This window comes from Methylobacterium sp. FF17 (genome assembly GCF_025813715.1).
In the GTDB taxonomy this organism is placed as follows: Bacteria; Pseudomonadota; Alphaproteobacteria; order Rhizobiales; family Beijerinckiaceae; genus Methylobacterium; species Methylobacterium flocculans.
The window spans coordinates 171,132-188,203 of record NZ_CP107532.1 but is presented as its reverse complement, the minus strand read 5'-3'; the positions used below and the strand labels follow the sequence as shown (position 1 = coordinate 188,203).

Annotated in this window: 14 protein-coding genes; 6 read left to right on the top strand and 8 right to left on the bottom strand. The window is 66.8% G+C overall.

Annotated elements, in window-relative coordinates:
• The first annotated feature begins 246 nt into the window (after window positions 1-246).
• A complete protein-coding gene (locus tag OF380_RS00885; protein WP_264048912.1) occupies window positions 247-1,770 on the top strand; it encodes a sensor domain-containing diguanylate cyclase in 1,524 nt (507 codons plus the stop codon).
• Window positions 1,771-1,786: 16 nt separating this feature from the next.
• Here OF380_RS00885 and OF380_RS28670 read toward each other — a convergent pair whose 3' ends face one another.
• Window positions 1,787-2,206 carry a DUF2934 domain-containing protein gene (locus OF380_RS28670; protein WP_318784398.1) on the bottom strand — a complete coding sequence of 140 codons (420 nt, stop codon included), beginning with the start codon at window positions 2,204-2,206 and terminating at the stop codon, window positions 1,787-1,789.
• Between the two features lie 143 nt (window positions 2,207-2,349).
• Between OF380_RS28670 and OF380_RS00875 the strand changes: the two genes are divergently transcribed.
• The 3 genes from OF380_RS00875 to OF380_RS00865 all read left to right on the top strand — a co-directional run bounded on the left by OF380_RS00875 (window position 2,350) and on the right by OF380_RS00865 (window position 5,622).
• The gene (locus OF380_RS00875) at window positions 2,350-2,628 is read left to right on the top strand and encodes a hypothetical protein (RefSeq protein WP_264048911.1); all 279 of its coding nucleotides are present in this window, start codon (window positions 2,350-2,352) and stop codon (window positions 2,626-2,628) included.
• Between the two features lie 30 nt (window positions 2,629-2,658).
• A complete protein-coding gene (locus OF380_RS00870) occupies window positions 2,659-4,341 on the top strand; it encodes a hybrid sensor histidine kinase/response regulator (protein WP_264048910.1) in 1,683 nt (560 codons plus the stop codon).
• A gap of 264 nt (window positions 4,342-4,605) precedes the next feature.
• A complete protein-coding gene (locus OF380_RS00865; RefSeq protein ID WP_264048909.1) occupies window positions 4,606-5,622 on the top strand; it encodes a sensor histidine kinase in 1,017 nt (338 codons plus the stop codon).
• A 102-nt stretch (window positions 5,623-5,724) separates the two neighbouring features.
• Here OF380_RS00865 and OF380_RS00860 read toward each other — a convergent pair whose 3' ends face one another.
• The 3 genes from OF380_RS00860 to OF380_RS00850 form a co-directional block, all read right to left on the bottom strand.
• On the bottom strand, window positions 5,725-6,903 hold the full coding sequence (locus tag OF380_RS00860) for a zinc-dependent alcohol dehydrogenase (protein WP_264048907.1): 1,179 nt from the start codon (window positions 6,901-6,903) through the stop codon (window positions 5,725-5,727).
• A gap of 245 nt (window positions 6,904-7,148) precedes the next feature.
• Window positions 7,149-8,141, bottom strand: a complete 993-nt coding sequence (locus OF380_RS00855; protein ID WP_404810520.1) for a patatin-like phospholipase family protein — start codon at window positions 8,139-8,141, stop codon at window positions 7,149-7,151.
• Between the two features lie 358 nt (window positions 8,142-8,499).
• A complete protein-coding gene (locus OF380_RS00850) occupies window positions 8,500-8,718 on the bottom strand; it encodes a hypothetical protein (protein ID WP_264048905.1) in 219 nt (72 codons plus the stop codon).
• A gap of 197 nt (window positions 8,719-8,915) precedes the next feature.
• On the opposite strand from OF380_RS00850, the gene OF380_RS00845 reads away from it, so the two are divergent.
• Entirely contained in the window at window positions 8,916-9,194 is a 279-nt protein-coding gene (locus tag OF380_RS00845) for a hypothetical protein (protein ID WP_264048904.1), read from the top strand.
• A 133-nt stretch (window positions 9,195-9,327) separates the two neighbouring features.
• On the opposite strand, the gene OF380_RS00840 is transcribed toward OF380_RS00845, so the two are convergent.
• The 4 genes from OF380_RS00840 to OF380_RS00825 form a co-directional block, all read right to left on the bottom strand.
• Window positions 9,328-11,379 carry an ATP-binding protein gene (locus OF380_RS00840; protein WP_264048903.1) on the bottom strand — a complete coding sequence of 684 codons (2,052 nt, stop codon included), beginning with the start codon at window positions 11,377-11,379 and terminating at the stop codon, window positions 9,328-9,330.
• Window positions 11,370-12,899, bottom strand: coding sequence for an ATPase domain-containing protein (locus tag OF380_RS00835; protein WP_264048902.1), 1,530 nt, complete (start codon window positions 12,897-12,899; stop codon window positions 11,370-11,372). The genes OF380_RS00840 and OF380_RS00835 overlap by 10 nt, the downstream gene beginning before the upstream one ends.
• A gap of 175 nt (window positions 12,900-13,074) precedes the next feature.
• The gene (locus tag OF380_RS00830) at window positions 13,075-13,314 is read right to left on the bottom strand and encodes a DUF6894 family protein (protein WP_264048901.1); all 240 of its coding nucleotides are present in this window, start codon (window positions 13,312-13,314) and stop codon (window positions 13,075-13,077) included.
• A 236-nt stretch (window positions 13,315-13,550) separates the two neighbouring features.
• The gene (locus OF380_RS00825) at window positions 13,551-15,572 is read right to left on the bottom strand and encodes a hybrid sensor histidine kinase/response regulator (protein ID WP_264048900.1); all 2,022 of its coding nucleotides are present in this window, start codon (window positions 15,570-15,572) and stop codon (window positions 13,551-13,553) included.
• A 700-nt stretch (window positions 15,573-16,272) separates the two neighbouring features.
• Between OF380_RS00825 and OF380_RS00820 the strand changes: the two genes are divergently transcribed.
• Entirely contained in the window at window positions 16,273-17,040 is a 768-nt protein-coding gene (locus OF380_RS00820; RefSeq protein WP_264048899.1) for a Crp/Fnr family transcriptional regulator, read from the top strand.
• Window positions 17,041-17,072 lie beyond the last annotated feature (32 nt).

Sequence of the window (17,072 nt, the reverse complement as noted above, 5' to 3'; positions counted from 1 at the left end):
AACGGGTGCCCGCGGATCGGAAGTCGCGACCCGAAGCAAGCACCGGCGATCTCGAAAAGTCGATTCCGTTGCCAATCGCCGGTCCGACAAGGTTCCTGCCTCCGGTCCCCTGTTCGTGCGATCCGGTAGGGAAATCGTTAGCCAAGAGTGCGTTCGGCAAACCTTTCGGGGTTGGCTCAAACTCGCGTTAGGCCTCGGCATGCCAGATACCAAGCAACGAAGAACCCTGCTTGCGAAAGGCCGTCGATGTCCATGCCGCTTCGTCTCGCGCGACGGCTTCGCTCCGCCCACACCTGGATCGCACTCGGCGTGCTCGCGCCTGTCGGCATGCTCGTCATCTCGGGCCTGATGCTGATGGACCTGCGGCGTGACGCCTGGGACAAGGCCGAGCAGACCTCCCGCAACCTTCTGCAGGTCATCGAGCGCGACATCGCCCGGAACGTCGAGGTCATCGACCTCACGCTCCAGGCCGTCCAGGACAACCTGCGGGCGCCTGGCCTGGCGCGACTCGACGCGACCATGCGCCAGCTCGTCCTGTTCGACCGCGCCGCGAGCGCGCGCGACCTCGGCGTGATGTTCGTCCTCGACGAGAACGGCGACGTCATCGAGGACCTCGCCGCCTCGCCCCCGCGCAAGGGCAACTACGCCGACCGTGACTACTTCCAGGCCCACAAGGCCAACCGCCATCTCGGGCTTTACGTCGGACGGCCTATCGTCTCGCGCCTGACCGGCGAGCGCATGGTCAACTTCAGTCGCCGTATCGACAAGCCCGATGGCTCCTTCGGCGGGTTGGTGCTGGGCAGCCTGAAGCTGACCTACTTCGGGCGCCTCTTCGACCAGATCGGTCTCGGCAACGAGGGTGCGATCAACCTCTACCTGAAGGACGGCACGCGCATCACCCGCCACCCCTTCCTGGAGGCCGACGTCGGCGTGAACATCGCCGGCTCCCGGACCTTCGACCGGTTCGCTCGCGAGGGAGCGGGTACGTTCGTCGAAACTTCCGTCCGTGACGGCGTGCGGCGGCTCTACACCTTCACCCGCGTCGGCGAGTTGCCGCTGATCCTGAACGTGGCACTCTCGGTCGACGAGGTGGAGGCCAGCTGGAGGGCCAAGGCCCTGGTGATAGGCACGGTCGTGCTGATCCTGTGCGGGCTGACGGTCGTCCTGTCGGTGCTGTTCGGGCGTGAGCTCCGCCGCCGTGCCGCGATGCAGGCCGAACTCGCGAGGCTCTCAGAGACCGACGCCCTGACCGGGCTGGCCAACCGCCGGCGCTTCGAGGAAGCGTACCGGCGAGCCTGCGCCGATGCAGGCCGCACGGGCAGGCCGCTCTCGCTGCTCGTCGTCGATGCGGACCACTTCAAGCGCTACAACGACCGCTATGGCCACGCGGTCGGCGACGAGGTGCTGAAGGGGCTCGCCCGGGGCCTGACCGCATGCGTGCACCGCCCCTCGGATCTCGTCTGCCGGGTCGGCGGCGAGGAGTTCGTTCTCCTGCTGCCCGACACGGACGAGGCCGGCGCCCTGCGCGTCGCGGGGGAAGTGCATGCCCAGGTCAGGACGCTGGCCGTCGCATCCGTCGGAATCGGTGCGGGTGCCGTCACGGTCAGCATCGGGCTGGCATCCGGTGTCGCCGATGCCGCCGACCTCCTTGCCCGCGCGGATGCGGCCCTCTACGAGGCCAAGGCGGGCGGTCGCAACCAGACCCGTTGCGCAGCGTCCGCCGTCGTGCGGTCCGGCGAAAGGCAGCCCTTGCGCGTCGTCGGGGGCTGAGCGAGCCCGGACCTTCTCACGACGCAAGTTCGCTGAGGTCCTCGCGGCGGGCCGTCGTCGCCGCGGCCGCCTCGGCATTGAGCTCGCGTTTGGCCATGAGCCAGAACTCCACGTCGAATCCATCCGGCCGATGGTTGCAGTCCCAGATGTCGTAGGCACGTTCCCGAATGCGTTCGAAGGTGATCCCGTCGTCTGGCATGGTCGGAAAGCTCCGATCATTGGGCCGGTCGTATCCATCGAACCTCGCGTAACGGGCCAGGGTCCGCTCCTCGACAGGCTTCGACGTCGCATCCCGGATCGCCCGGTCACCGGCCCGATGGGTGGAAAGGCGGGCGTCCGCTTGCCTCGCGAGAGCGCCCGAGCAGCGCCCGAACGCACATGTCCCCGCTCGGGACGATGCCGCGACGCGTCGCTTGACGGCCGGATTGTCCGCCACATCTACGTCGCGGACCGCGGGGACCCTCGTACCGGCGGTGACGGGTCGCGTGAAGCGACAGGACGGTTCCGAAGGCAAGGATAGGCAAGTCAGCACCCACCGACCAGGCGCGGTCGTGGGCGTCACAGGGAAGGCGCCAGACGTTGAGTTCCACGGTATTCCAAGCGAAGTGCGGGTCGTTTCCCGATGGCGGCGAAACAGGGTCGCTCCTGCGCGAACAGGATTGGAGCCGAACGCCCCTCGGCCCCCCGGGCGATTGGCCCCAGTCCTTGCTCACCCTGGTCCGGGTGATGCTCGGTTCCGGCCAGCCCATGTTCGTCGCCTGGGGGCCGGAGCGCACGCTCCTCTACAACGACGGCTACTCCGAGATGCTCGGGACCCGGCATCCGGCCGCACTCTCGCGGCCCTTCTTCGAGGTCTGACCAGAAGTCATCGAGACGGTCGGCGGACTGATGGACCGCGTGTTCGCCGGCGAGCCGATCCACATGGATGACCTCACCCTGACGCTCCACAGGAACGGCTATCCCGAGGAGACCCACTTCTCGTTCTCGTACACCCCGGTGCCGGACAAGGGCGGCGGCATCGCCGGCCTGTTCTGCGCCTGCACCGAGACGACCGACCGGGTTATCGGCGAACGCCGTCAGGTCGCCAAGGCGAAGCGCGAGCGCGACCGCCTGTTCGAGGCGAGCCGCGACCTGTTCGGGGTTGCCACCTTCGAGGGCTACCTGACGTCGATCAACCCGGCTTGGTCGCGCCAGCTCGGACGTCCGGAAGCGGACCTGCTGGCAAGGCCCTTCTCGGAGATCATCCATCCGGACGACCTCACGCTGACCGGCGAGGTCGTCGCTACGCTCCGAAGCGGCCAGGCCGTGCACCAGTTCCATGTCCGGCTCTTGAGGTCGGACGGCACGGCCATTCCCTTCGCCTGGTCCGCCGTTCCAGAAGCGGACGCGGAAGGCAGCAGCTTCTACACAGTCGGGCGCGACGTCACCGAAGACCTGCGTCGCGAGGAGGCCCTGCGCCAAGGACACAAGATGGAGGCCCTGCGACAGCTCACGGGCGGCCTGGCGCACGACTTCAACAACCTCCTCCAAGCCGCCCTGGGAAGCTTCGACCTGATCCTGCGCAAGCCCGACGACGCGCCGCGCGTCGCACGCCTGGCTCGGAACGGCCTGCAGGCAGCGGAGCGCGGAGCCAAGCTCACCGCCCAGTTGCTGGCCTTCTCGCGTGCGCAGAAGCTTGAGCTGCGACCCACGAACGTCACGAGCCTAGTCGCGGGCCTGACCGAGATCCTCCAGACCTCCGCCGGCCCCCTCGTCCGTCTGACCCTAGACAGCGGCCCCGAGGATCTCGGCGTGCTGACCGATCCGACCCAGCTTGAGATGGCGCTGCTGAACCTCGCCATCAACGCGCGCGATGCCATGCCGGACGGAGGCGACCTCATCGTCGCCGTAACCGAGCGCAAGGTCGCCGAGGACCACGACCTGCCGCCCGGCATGTACGTCGAGATTAGCGTCGCCGACACGGGGACAGGCATGACGACGGCCGTCGCCGCCCGTGCCTTCGAGCCATTCTTCACCACCAAGGGCGTCGGCCAGGGCACAGGTCTGGGCCTGAGCCAGGTCTATGCCATGGCAAGGCAGGCCGGAGGCACCGCACGGATCGAACGGGATCTCCCGCGAGGCACCACCATCGTCCTCAGCCTCCCGTTCGTTCCGGTGAAGGCCGGGGTTGATGCCGCCGCCGGTGACCAAGCTCCTTCGGCATCCTATGCCGCCCAAAAGGTCCTCTTGGTGGACGACGACCCGGATGTGCGGCTGTTCCTCACCGTATCTCTGGAGACCCTCGGCTTCCAGGTGACGGCCGCAGAGGATGCCCAACAGGGCCTCTCGATGCTGGAGGAGGTCGATCCGGACCTTCTCTTGCTCGACTTCGCGATGCCGGGAATGACCGGTGCACAGATGGCGGAGGTCGTGCGGAGGCAGCGTCCGACGCTGCCCATCATCTTCGCGAGCGGCTATTCCGAGACGGACGCCATCGAGAAGGCCGTCGGTCCGTCCGCGGTCCTGCTGCGAAAGCCGTTCGGCGTCGCGGACCTGGAAACGGTATTGCGTTCCACCCTTGGGGGACGCTGACGGCTCCTGTGCTTCGAGGACGGCATGCCACCGTGCCCATCAGCTTGTGGAAGCCGTAGGTCGTGCCCAACGTGTCCGACGGCCGGTCGGATGTGCCGCAAGGCTCCGTTCGTCCCAGGTCCGATGCATCCGGAATCCGAAAACCGGCCTTCGATGTGACCGAAAGGACACATAAGTCCCGGGACGTCCCCGAAGAACCACGTTAGGTTTCCGCATCCGGTCCCTTCGAGCAGGGGACGATGTCACGGCACCGAGGCAGGCTCGATGGGAAAGGTCGAAGCGTCACCGGGGGCTTACTGCGCGCCTTCCTGGACCGCAAAGCACCTGCGATTGGCCATCGAGGCCGCCGGGGTCGCCCTTTGGTCCTGGAATGTCGACGACGATACCTTTTCCATGGACGCCCGCGGCTTCGGGCTATGGGGCCTTGCCCCGAGCCCCCACGTGACCTTCGAGGACCTCTCCTCGCGCATCCATCCGGCCGACCGGGACCGGGTCAGGGCGGCCTTCTCGGCGACGCGCGCCATCCTCGGTCCCTATGAGACCGACTTCCGCATCATGGATGGCAACGAGGTCCGATGGATCTCCGCCCGGGGTCAGGGCGACGACCAGGGCATCGTCGGAGCGGTGATGTTCGGTGTCTTCCTCGATGCGACCGGACGCAAGCAGGCCGAGGAGGGCCACGAGCTCCTCGCCGGCGAGATGAGCCATCGGGTCAAGAACCTGCTGGCCATCGCCACGGCCCTGACCGCCATCACGTCCCGCTCGACCACCACCACCGTCGACATGGCCCGCGAGTTGACCCAGCGGCTCACCGCTCTGGGCCGGGCCCACGACCTCGTCCGGCCGCTCCCCGGCGGAGAGGGCAAGGCCGCGCTGCTTGGCGACCTCCTCGCCATCCTGCTGGCACCCTACGACGACATGGGCGCCTTCAGCGGCCGCATCCGCGTCTCGGTCCCGCGCATGGGCGTCGGCGAGGCGGCGGCCACGACGCTGGCCCTCGTCGTGCACGAACTGGCGACGAACTCCCTGAAGTACGGCGCCCTCTCGGTTCCGACCGGTACGCTGGATGTCTCGTCTCCCACCCACGAGGACGTGGTGGTGATTTCCTGGACGGAGCGCGGAGGTCCCCCGGTGACCGCGCCGACCGTTCCCGGAGGGTACGGGAGCAAGTTGCTCAAGCGGGCGATGACCCAGCAGCTGGACGGGTCCATCGAGCGCGAGTGGGACCCGGACGGCGTCGTGGTCATCCTCCGGATGAACAAGGCTTTCCTCGTGACGTGACGGGCCGGTGCCGTTTCCCTGCCCCGTGTCCCATCGATCCGGACGGCCGATGGGATCAGAGTATCGCCTCAGGTCCGGTGTCGGCCCTGAGCCGGACGTAGCCTACCCGTGCGGCTTGAACACGACCTTGGTGCAGTTGTCCTTCTTGTCCCGGAACATGTCGTACAGAGCCGGGCCGTCCTCCAAGTTGGTGGAGCGGTGGCTGATGATGAAGGACGGGTCGATGTCGCCGTTCTGGATGCGCTCCATCAGCGGCTTCATGTAACGCACCATGTGGGTCTGGCCGGTCTTCAGGGTCAGGCCCTTGTTCATCAGGATGCCGAGGGCAACTGGACCGACCGGCCCCGCGAACACGCCCGGCATCGAGACGTTGCCGCCGGGACGGCAGGCCAGGATCGCCTGGTTCAGGGCGAAGGGGCGTTCCAGGCTGACGGTGTGCTCCATGATGGCGGAGGACACCTTCTGCAGGGTGGTGTCGGCGCCGTGGGACTCCATACCGACCGCCTCGATGACCGAGTCCGGGCCGAGGCCGTGGGTCATCTCCATCAGCGTGTCCTGGATGTTCTCCTTGGACAGGTCGATGGTCTCGGCGCCCGCTTCCCGCGCCAGGGCGAGGCGCTCGGGAACGCTGTCGATGGCAATGACGCGCTTGGCGCCCAGCATCAGGCAGCACTTGACGGCGAGCACGCCGACCGGGCCGCAACCCCAGATTGCTACGGTGTCCTCCGGACCGATGTCGCAATGCTCGGCGGCTTGGTAGGCGGTCGGGAAGATGTCGCTGAGGAACAGGACCTGCTCGTCGGTGAGACCCTCGGGCACCACAATGGGGCCGACGTCGGCATAGGGCACTCGCAGGTACTCGGCTTGGCCGCCGGCGAACCCTCCGGTGATGTGCGAGAAGCCGAACAACCCGGCTAGCGGGTAACCGTAGGTCTCCGCCTGGAGCTTGCCATTGGGGTTGGTACGCTCGCAGCAGCTCCAGTTGCCCCACTTGCACTGGCGGCACTCGCCGCAGCAGATGGTGAAAGGCACCACGATGCGGTCGCCGACCTTGAGCTTCTGGTTGTCGCGTCCGACCTCGATGACTTCGCCCATGGTCTCGTGGCCGAGGACGTCGCCGCACTCCATCGTGGGCATGAAGCCGCCCATGAGGTGGAGGTCAGAGCCGCAGATCGCGCAGGCGGTCACCTTGATGATGACATCTCGCCCATGCTCGATCTTCGGATCGGGTACAGTCTCGCAGGAGATCTTGCCCCGGCTCTGCCACGTGAGTGCTTTCATCCTGTCGACGCTCCTGGTTCGAGGTGTGTCGGCACGGATGACCCGCTACCGCTTCCACCAGGAGGTAATGTCCGTCACGCGGGCGTGATCCGGCGAACGAGGAATTTACTTCCACGCTGACCGTGCAGCGGGGGGGATCGGGTTGGCTGAAAAGCGAACCACAATGGTGTCTTTCCCCGTCTCCGTAGGATGTTATCTATGGCGTCTTCGGGCGCGGGAGGTGCCGGCGTGCCATCGTCATCCCGTCAGACCGCTTCGTAGACGAAGCGCCGGCCATCGGAGGCATGGTCTGCCAGACCTGCCAGGCCATGTGTCATGTCCCGCTCTCCAGCAGCCCATCGGTCCTGGATTGAGGACGGCGAGAAGTCGAAGCTCTTCGCTGAAAGTTGGTCGGCAGCCGCCTTGTAGACGGTATGAAGGAACGTCACGGTCGGCCCGTTCGGCTCCAACCTCCGTCTCAGCTCGTACTCCCGCTCAAGGGCCGAGATGGCCCGGCGGCCCGCACTGGCGAAGATGAGGTCGTTGGCCCGTTCCAGCACGGCATCGAGCGAGCCTGGGCGGGGCGCCTGCAGGTTGAAGAGGTCCGAGGCGATGCAGAGGAGGTCGCGTTTCGGCTCGTCCGCGAAGATTGGGTCAAGAGGCAGGTTGTTGGTGTATCCGAGGTCGCATAGCAGCCGTCCATCGATCTCAACCGGTGGGAAGGCCGGGAGAAGCGAGGTGCTGGCGAGGACATGCTCGGCACGCACCGTCCCGTGCGCGGTGTCGAAGTACACCTCCTCGCCCGACGCGACATCGACGCAGCCTATCGTCACGCGGATGTCGCCCCGATTGAGCCGCTCGAAGTCGACGTACCGGTTGATGCTGGCCAGCAGTGGCGCATGATCGAACATCGCGACGTCGTTCGGCACCCCGGGCAAGGCCGACCACAGGCCGGGCCAGCGATGCTGGAAGATGTTGGGCCGTCCCCACATGAGCGTCAGGACGGCATGCAGGCCATTATAGACCTGCCGCGGCTTCAGCATACCGGAGACGCTGGGGGCGGTGTGCTGGGTCGCCTCGCTCCAGAACCGGCGAAGCTGGGAGACGCGGTCCTCGGGAGCGTTCCCGGCGACGATGGCGGCCGTGACCGCCCCCATCGAGGCGCCCACGATCCAACCCGGACGGATGCCGCGCTCGTGCAGGACCTCGTACACGCCCGCATGATAGGCGCCGAGCGCATTGCCCCCGCTCAGGACCAAGGCGACGTCGCCCCTGTCCGACGGGGCCGTCGCATCCGGGTAACGGCTGACCGCATCGCTCGTGGATGCATCGTACGGTCCGACGCTGGTTTCGTGGACCGCCGGACCGTGATCGTTCGGGTTCGATGACAAGCGCGATTAAGCCTTGAGGTTCGTGAAACGGCACGTCCGGGCGGGTAATGAAGGTCAGGCAGGCGCATTCGGCTTCGATGACCTCGAAGCCGAGACGCCTCGGGCCCGGCATTGTTCCGCGATGCCGTCGGGGGCGTCCGAGCATCGGAGGTGTTTCGCCGTTCTTCTCCGGAATGGCTTCGTCTTGCGGCGGTCGGATCGTTCGAGCCAGCCTCGCCGTCCGATGTCAGCCCTGAAGGCAACGTCGGACATCCCGCAGGACCGCCAGGGCATCCATGTCGACCCAGAGTCCTTGGACGGCCTCGGACGCGTCGAAGCCGGTCCTCGCCAGGAGCATGACGGTGAGGGCCTGGGCGGAGGTGGAGGTCTCCGCCTCGGCGATGCAGGCGGACACCTCCGCAAGGCAGTCGGCCCGTCTACGATGCGTCAGTCTTCGAGACCTCATGGTCATTGATCGGCTCCCGCCGAACAATGCCGGCCCAAGTCCTTACCATCGCGGGACCGCCAGTTGTGTAAAAGGATACAGTTCGTTGGCTCGTCGTGTGTTATATGATTACGGTCTGACGAACCGGCATTCTGAAACGGCCTCTCGCGTGACCCTCCCGGTAGGCATGGGCCCGAGCCAAGAGGAAGGGCTAGCGCATGTCGAACCGACGGGAACTCTACCAGAGCCCGAGCGGCGACACCTGGCACCTCGGCCGTGAGCCGACGAACGGTCGCGCCTTCGTCATCCACCAGCCCAACGGCCCCTCCGGGGGACAGCTTCGTCATATCGAGCTCGGAGCCTTCCTGAGCGATGGTTCAGGTAAGCCTGAGCAGCAAGCCCTGCTTCGCCTCATCGGAACGCTGGTCGATAGGCCCCCCTACGCCGAACGTGGCGGCGAACCGACACCCTCCACGATCCCATCGGCGACGTCCTGAGGCCGTCTGGCATCGTCATCGATGGGATTTGAGCAAGGCAAGGCGTACCATCCCTACCGCGAACGGATTGGCAGCCTCCCAAGGGGACCCTGACCCGCTTGCGGGCGACGTCGTGGTGATACTTGAGCGGTCCCTATTCGCCCGAGAGGACGAGCCGGAGGGAGCGCGCGAGCTCATCGCGTCGATAAGGCTTGTTCAGGACCGGGAGTTCGCCCTTTCCGATGACCTGGCCCTCGTCGAGGTTAGCGACGTAGCCGGAGGTCAGCAGGACCTTCAAGCCGGGACGCAGGCGCTGCGCCTCGACCGCGAGTTGCGAGCCGTTCATCCCACCGGGCATCACCACGTCGGAGAACAGGATGTCGATGCGCTCGACGCCTCTGAGGTGGTCCAGCGCTTCCGCGGCATTGCGGGCGACCACGACCCTGTAGCGCAACTCCTCCAGGCTCTCGACCGCCATGCCGAGCACCCCCTCGTCATCCTCCACCAGGAGCACGGTGTCGCCTTCGACGGCGCGGCGCAGGGGAAGTACGCTCGCAGGGCCGGTGCCGACTTCCTCCCCGGCCGCATCGGCGGAACGGGGGATGCGGATGCGGAACGTTGTGCCTGCTCCGACCTCGGACTGGATGTCGACGTAGCCACCGGCGCTGCGGGTGAAGCCATAGACCTGGGACAGGCCCAGACCGGTTCCCTTGCCGACTTCCTTCGTCGTGAAGAACGGCTCGAAGATGCGGGCGAGCAAGTCCGCCGGGATGCCGCTGCCGAGGTCGGAGACGGAGACTTCGACATAGTCTCCGGGTGGCACGCCCTTGTCCGCGACGGCAGCTGTGTCGAGGCGGACGTTGCGGCTTCGCACCGCGATGCGCGCCACACGATCGCCACCCTCCATCGCATCACGGGCGTTGACCACCAGGTTCAGTACGGCCGCCTCGAATTGGGACGGGTCGATGCGGATGGGGTCGATGGCGGGATCGAGATCGAAGACCATCTCGATGGCGCCGCCGGCGGCCCTCTCGGCCAAGGGCCGGAAGTCGAGGAGGAGACGGTTCGGGTTGAGGGTCTGGGGCCGCAGCATCTGGCGGCGGGAAAAGGCCAGGAGCTGTTGGGTGAGCTGCTCGCCCCTGCGCGCGGCCCCCATGGCAGCCTCGGCCAGGCGCACGACCCGCTCGGTGTTCTCCGGCTTGCGGATTACCATGTCGAGACCGCCGACGATGACAGTTAGCAGGTTGTTGAAGTCGTGCGCCACGCCCCCGGTCAACTGCCCGATGGCCTCCATCTTCTGGGCCTGCCGCAGGGCATCCTCGGTCACGCGTTGATCGGACCGGTCAAGGACGATGCCCGCCATGCGCACCGGCAGCCCGTTACGGTCATATTCCGCCCGGCCCTTCGCGGCGATCCATCGGACGGCGCCATCTGGGCGTAGGATGCGGCACTCGATGTCGAGGAGGCCGGTCTCCACCGCTCGCGCGAAAGCTGCCTCCACGAGGGGCCGGTCCTCCGGGACGGCATGGCCGAGAAGGTCGGCGCGTCCCCAGGAGGCCACCGGCTTGTCGTAGCCGAAGATCGCGTCGTAGCGCCCGGAACGCCGAGCGGTGTCGTTCACGAGATCGAGGTCCCAAGAGCCCATGCCAGCGGAATCGAGCGCGAAGGCCAGCGTCTCGCGCGCCGCTTCCACCTCTCGCGTGCGCTCCTCGACGCGACGCTCCAGCGTTTCGTTGGCGATCCTGAGACGCTCCTGCGCCTGCTCGCGTTCGAGGATGTGCCCGCGTGCCTGGTACTGGCGGCGCCGCACGCGCAAGGCGGACGCGACCGCGCTCGCCAGCGTCTCGGCGTTGATCGGCCGCTCCAGCAAGACGACGTTGCCAAGGCGCTCGATGATGGCGGCGGCGCGCGCGGGCCGACGTCCGACTTGGCGGGTCGCCAGCATGACGAAGGGGAAATCGGACCACGGCGGTTGATGGTCGACCCACTCGTTCAGTGTGGCCGTATCGGCCTCGACCAGGGCCTCCTCGGTGACGATGGCGGCGGCCGCGCCATTTGCGAGTTCGCCGACCCAGGTCGCGACATCCGGGCAGATGCGGACGGGAGTGCTCGCCTTGGCGAGCAACTGCTCGATGACCCCCGCGTCGCGCCCGCGCGGCGCCAGGATCAGGACCCGGTTCTCGGTGTCCGCCAAGGCTAAGGGCATCTTGCGCTTGCGCCGGGCGCCGTGGGGGTGTCGGCTTTCAGCATGGCGACCTTTCCGCCGTAGGCGGGCAACCCGGTGAGAACGCCCTGGAAGTCGGTCAGAGCCTCGCCGACCTGCAGGCCCGTGCCCGAGATCATAAGTTCGCGGATGGTGCGCTCATGTGCATTCACCCGGCTCTTCACCACGGACAAGGCGGTCCGGACCGCGCCTTCGGCCTCGAAGTACCGGAACAGCACGATGCCGTCGCTGAGGTAGCTCAGGTCGACGTCGCTGCGGACCTCGCCGATGACCCCGTGCTGCCCAAGGACAAGGACGGTCGTCACCCCCTTCTGGTTGAGGTAGCTCAGCAGCTCGTGCATCTGCAGGACGAGGTACTGCTCGTCCGGCATGGCGTGGACGTAGGCGTTGAGGCTGTCGATGGCCACGAAGGTCGAGCCATGGTCCTCGACGGCCTCGCGGGCCCGGCAGGCGAACTCGCCCGGCGAGATCTCGGCCGGGTCGATCTGCATGAGGTTGAGTGCGCCGGTCTTGACGTACGGCCGCAGGTCCATGCCGAGGAGTGCGGACCTGGCGAGCAAGGTCGCCTTGCCCTCGTCGAACAGGAAATAGGTCGCGCGTGCGCCCCGCTCCAGCGCCGCGAGCAGGCAGCGGACGGCGGTGGTCGTCTTGCCGGAGCCGGACGGGCCCATGAGCAGGGTGTTGGTACCCTGCACGAGGCCGCCGCCGAGCAGCAGGTCGAGTTCGGGAAGACCGGTCGAGGTTGTGACCGGCTCGAAGTCCGCGCCGTGCTCGGCCGCGATGAGCCGGGGGAAGACGGTGACGCCACCGGTGTCGAGCGCAAGATCGTGGAAGCCGCCCCGAAACTTTACGCCACGCATCTTGGCCACACGGATGCGCCGACGCTCGGACCCGAACTCGCGCTCCATCTGCTCCAAGACAAGCACGCCATGCGCGATGCTGTGAAGCTGGACGTCCGCCGTGTTGTCGTCGAGCATCAGCACCGTGCAGCGACGCGAAGCGAAGAACTGCTTCAGGGCCAGGATCTGGCGCCGGTACCGCAGCGGGTTCTGGGCGAGAAGGCGGAGCTCGGAGAGGCTGTCGAACACCACGCGGGTTGGCTTGAGCGCGTCGACGCGCTCCATGACTTCGCGCACGGTCTCGCCGAGTTCGACCTCGGACGGGTGCAGGATGGATTGCTCGCTGTCAGGGTCGAGGCCGAGCTCGTTGACAAGCTCATAGACCTCGATGCCGTCCAGGCTCCAGCCATGAGACGCGGCACCGGCGTGGAGTTCGTCGGCGCTCTCCGACAGGGTGACGTAGAGCCCTTTCTCGCCCTGGCTGACGCCTTCGAGCAGGAACTGCAGCGAGAGGGTCGTCTTGCCGGTGCCGGGCGTGCCCTCGACCAGGAAGAGCCGTCCCCGGGTCAGGCCACCCGAAAGGATGTCGTCGAGGCCAGGAATACCCGTGGACACGACGTTGCGGCAACCGGTCGGGGCGGGGCTTGGACTCTCGTCAGGCATGGGCACCATGATAGGGGATGGACCTGTCCCGAAGCCATCCGCGAGGGGAATGGCCTACGGGCGTCCGAAAGGACATTCATGGTTCAACGCAGCGTGTCGCGATAGGTCCCCAAGGATCTCCGCACGGGCATCGCCCAGGGCCCCGTCCCATGAACGAGATCATTGCGTCCCAGGCCTATCGGACCAGCCAGATCCCGACATAGGACAAGGCTGCTGAGTAGATGGGATGGCTGTCCTCGTTTGTCACGAGGACCGACATGGCATGGTGCTCGCCGTCCGCCGGCACCTCGTGGACGGCGATCTCGGGCAGGATCCTCTTGGCGTGCCGCACGGCTTCCTCGGGACCGGAAAATTCCGTCCCTTCGATGTCGTGCTCGGTGTGACCGTCGTGGATGTCGAAGAAATACCGAGGCATGTGACGCTCCACGCATCATGAGGCGGGAGCGCACAGGTCTCGCAGGCGCGGAAGGCCATGGATGGAACCGCGATGGTCGAACGATGGGCGACGGGGCTCCGGCTTGCCATGACATAGGTTGCACGGCCTGGCACCCGACCGTGACGGTCGGGTACTCGACCGTTCGTGCGTGGTGGGGCGAAGGCTGTCCGTGCCGAAGGCTGCACGGTTCCCGGTCAGGGAGGCATCGGACTGGTCTACCGTTCCAGGATGCGCTTGCGCCGTTGCCACGTGGCGGCTTTCCGCAGGACGCGCGAGAGCTGTTCGACCGAGTAGGGCTTGTGCAGCAGCTCGAAACCATAGGTGCCGTTCTGCGCCAGCACGTGGCTGTAGCCGGAGGTCAGGACCACCGGAAGGCCCGGATGCCGACGGCGGATCTCCTGGGCGAGGTCGACGCCGTTCATGCCCGGCATCACCACGTCCGAGAACACCACGTCGAAGCGGTCCGCGTCCTCGGCCAGTCGGGTGAGGGCCTCGTCGGCGCCGGCCGCCCAGGTCGCCCGGTAGCCGAGCTCGGCCAGGGTCTGGGTGGCGAAGGTGCCGACGTCGACGTTGTCCTCGACCACGAGCACGCAGGTTCCATGGCCATCCACCAACGGTTCGGGCTCGCCGACGTCCGCTGCCTGCCCCTTCTCATGCACACGCGGAAGATAGAGGGTGAAGGTGGTGCCGCGGCCCTCCTCGCTCTCGACGGTGACCTCGCCTCCCGACTGCTTGGCGAAGCCGAAGACCTGGCTCAGGCCGAGGCCCGTGCCCTCGCCCACGCCCTTGGTGGTGTAGAACGGCTCGAAGATCTGTTCGAGCTTGCCGGCCGGGATGCCGCAGCCGGTGTCGGTGACCGAGACCGCGACGAAGGCGCCCCTGACGGCGGGCTGCCGGCGCACGGCGGGCATGAGCTCGACCGGACGCACGCCGATGACGAGCCGGCCTTCCCCGCCCATGGCATCGCGGGCGTTGACGGCCATGTTCACGAGGGCCGTGTCGAACTGGCTCGGGTCGGCGTCGACGAGGCATGTCTCCTCCGACAGGTCGGTGGTGATCCCGATGCGCGAGCCGGTCAGCGTGCCCATCATCTCGCCGATAGCCCGGACGCTGTCGCCGACGGCGAACACCTCGGGCTTCAGCGCCTGTCGACGGGCGAAGGCCAGCAACTGTCCCGTGAGCCTGGCGGCACGGTCGACCGTGTCGGAGATCGCGCCGATGTAGCGCTGGCGACGTTCCTCCGCGAGATCCGGTCGCTTCAGCAGGTCCGTGGAGGACTTGATGACGGTCAGCAGGTTGTTGAAGTCGTGCGCGACGCCTCCGGTCAACTGGCCGACCGCCTCCATCTTCTGCGCCTGGCGGAGCTGCTCCTGCATTCCGAGAAGCTCGGCCGCCGCGGATTTCTCGCGGGTCACGTCACGGCCGCTGGCATAGATGAGCCCGCCCTCCGGCGCCGCGACCCAGGCGATCCAACGGTCGCTACCATCCTTGTGGAGGTTACGCGTTTCATAGGCCGGAATGGCCTGCGTCGCGCTGTCCGCCAGGACCTTCTCGCTCGCGGCCTGATGGTCGGGATGGTTGAAGTCGAGGTGGCTCCGTCCGATGACCTCCTCGGGCTGCCAGCCAAGGATGGCGTGCCATGCCTGGTTCGCCGCGCGGATGATCCCCGACCCATCCACCACCGCCTGGAGATCCTGTGAGTTCCTCCAGGCCAGGTCGCGCCGGACCGCGCTCATCGCGACGCGTCGGTGCGCGTCGAGGTGGAACGCGATGAGATCGGCGAACAGCTTGAACATGCCGACCACCTCCGGCCTGCTCACCTGCGCCGGCTTCGGGTCGATGGCGCACAGGGTCCCGAAGAACGTGCCGTCCGGCATCACGATGGGCATCGAGACGTAGCTCTGGAATTCGTAGAGCGCCGGGGTGAGATGCCCGCAATACGCCTCGTCCGCTGCCACGTGGTCGATCATCACGGCGGTTCGCGATTGCCGGATCTCATGGCAGATCGTGGTGGCGACCTTCAGCTCGCCGCCCGGCTGGAGCCCGAAGGCGATGTCGTCGCGGACGGCGCAGGCGACCCAGCGATGTTCCGTGACACGGGCGACGGCCGCGAACCCCATGCCGGTCGTGCGGCAGACGACGTCGAGGAGGGTCGGGATCGCCTCGATGCTCGCGATGTCCACGAGGTCGGCGGCGAAATCGTGGGCCCGCATCGGCCTGCCTTCGGTGTTACTCATGACGCGGTCGCGTCCTCGGCGTGCGAAGCGCTGTGGCGGTTCGCGGCTTCCCTACGCGGGGAAACGAAGCGAAAACCGGCATTCGATGCCTCACCCCCGATGACGAAGGGGCCGGACCATGCCCGTTCCCCGAGGATGGTGTGGATCTCGCCCGGGCCGGAAATGGTGGTGGGATCGCGAACGGCCATATCCGGTCATAGCGTGTCCTAAGGTGGCTTGCACCTTGGTTGCGCGCGTTCGAAAGCCTGCGCGCCAAGCGAGCGGAGAGGCCCCTGCTTGGCACCTCGCGGCCGGTCCGACGGCGACACGGACGCTCTCGCCACGAGGGGCCGCTGTCCGTGCCCCGGCCCTCTTGCGCGCCGAAGCGGAAGTACGCGCCCCGGATTGCGGCGATGCATTCCACGTGTCGGGATGCACCCGAAGTCACCGACGCAAGCGGCCGTCCGGTACGTAACCGAAGTTTCTGCCGAGGCCGATTCAGTACGTCTTGAGGGCCTGGGTCCGGTCGTCTTGGAACCCTGAAGAAGCCTACCGATGTATTTTCACGTCGAGGTTAGCCTCCTCGATGTGAATTACCCATGGGGCCACGAAAATGATGTCTTGAAGCGCGGAAGCGTTCTCGGATACTCGCTGTATCGAGCGGTTTTCTTCTTCCACGTGAGTGAAAAACTCGCCTTTCACCGAGGGTCCACCGCCCTGAATGATGCAAGCCCGTCGCTCCGCGAACCCTTTGGTTCGCAAGCTCGAAGCCTTCACCTCCTTGTCCGAGGTCGAATGCGTCGCGCTTGAGGCGCTGGGCGCATCGAGCGAGACCGTGCCGTCCGGTACGGACCTGGTTCTGGAGGGCGACAAGCCCCGGGGCATCCTCCTGGTCCTGGAAGGCATGGCGTACCGCTACAAGATGCGCGTGGGTGGGGCGCGCCAGATCGTAGCCTACTTGGTGCCCGGGGATCTCGGCGATCTCGATGCAGGGCTCCTCGACCGGATGGACCATGGCATCGCCACGTTCTCGGCCTGCAGGGTGACATGGATCGAGCCGGCGCTGCTTACAGGCATTCGGCGAAGCCATCCTAAAATTGATCGCACCTTGCGCCTGGGTACGCTCGTGGACGAGGCGACCTTGCGGGAATGGGTCATGAACGTCGGCTGCCGCACGGCCGTCGAGCGGTTGGCGCACCTGTTCTGCGAGCTTTTCCTTCGCATGGACGTCGTCGGGTTGGTCACGGGGAACGGGTATGCGTTGCCCGTCAACCAGGCGGAACTCGGTGACACGACCGGGTTGAGCAACGTGCACGTCAATCGCTCGCTGCAGGAACTCAGGCGGCGGGGCTTGATCCATCTCGGCGGCAAGACGCTGACCATCCTCGACATGCCTGCGCTCCGGGCACTGGCCGAGTTCAAGCCCGACTATTTGCATTTGAGCCGGCATCGGGCCGGGTTGCCCTTCGTGTCCGTGGCCGTCCCCTGACGTCCCTATCCGCGGCGACGGTCCGGATGCTC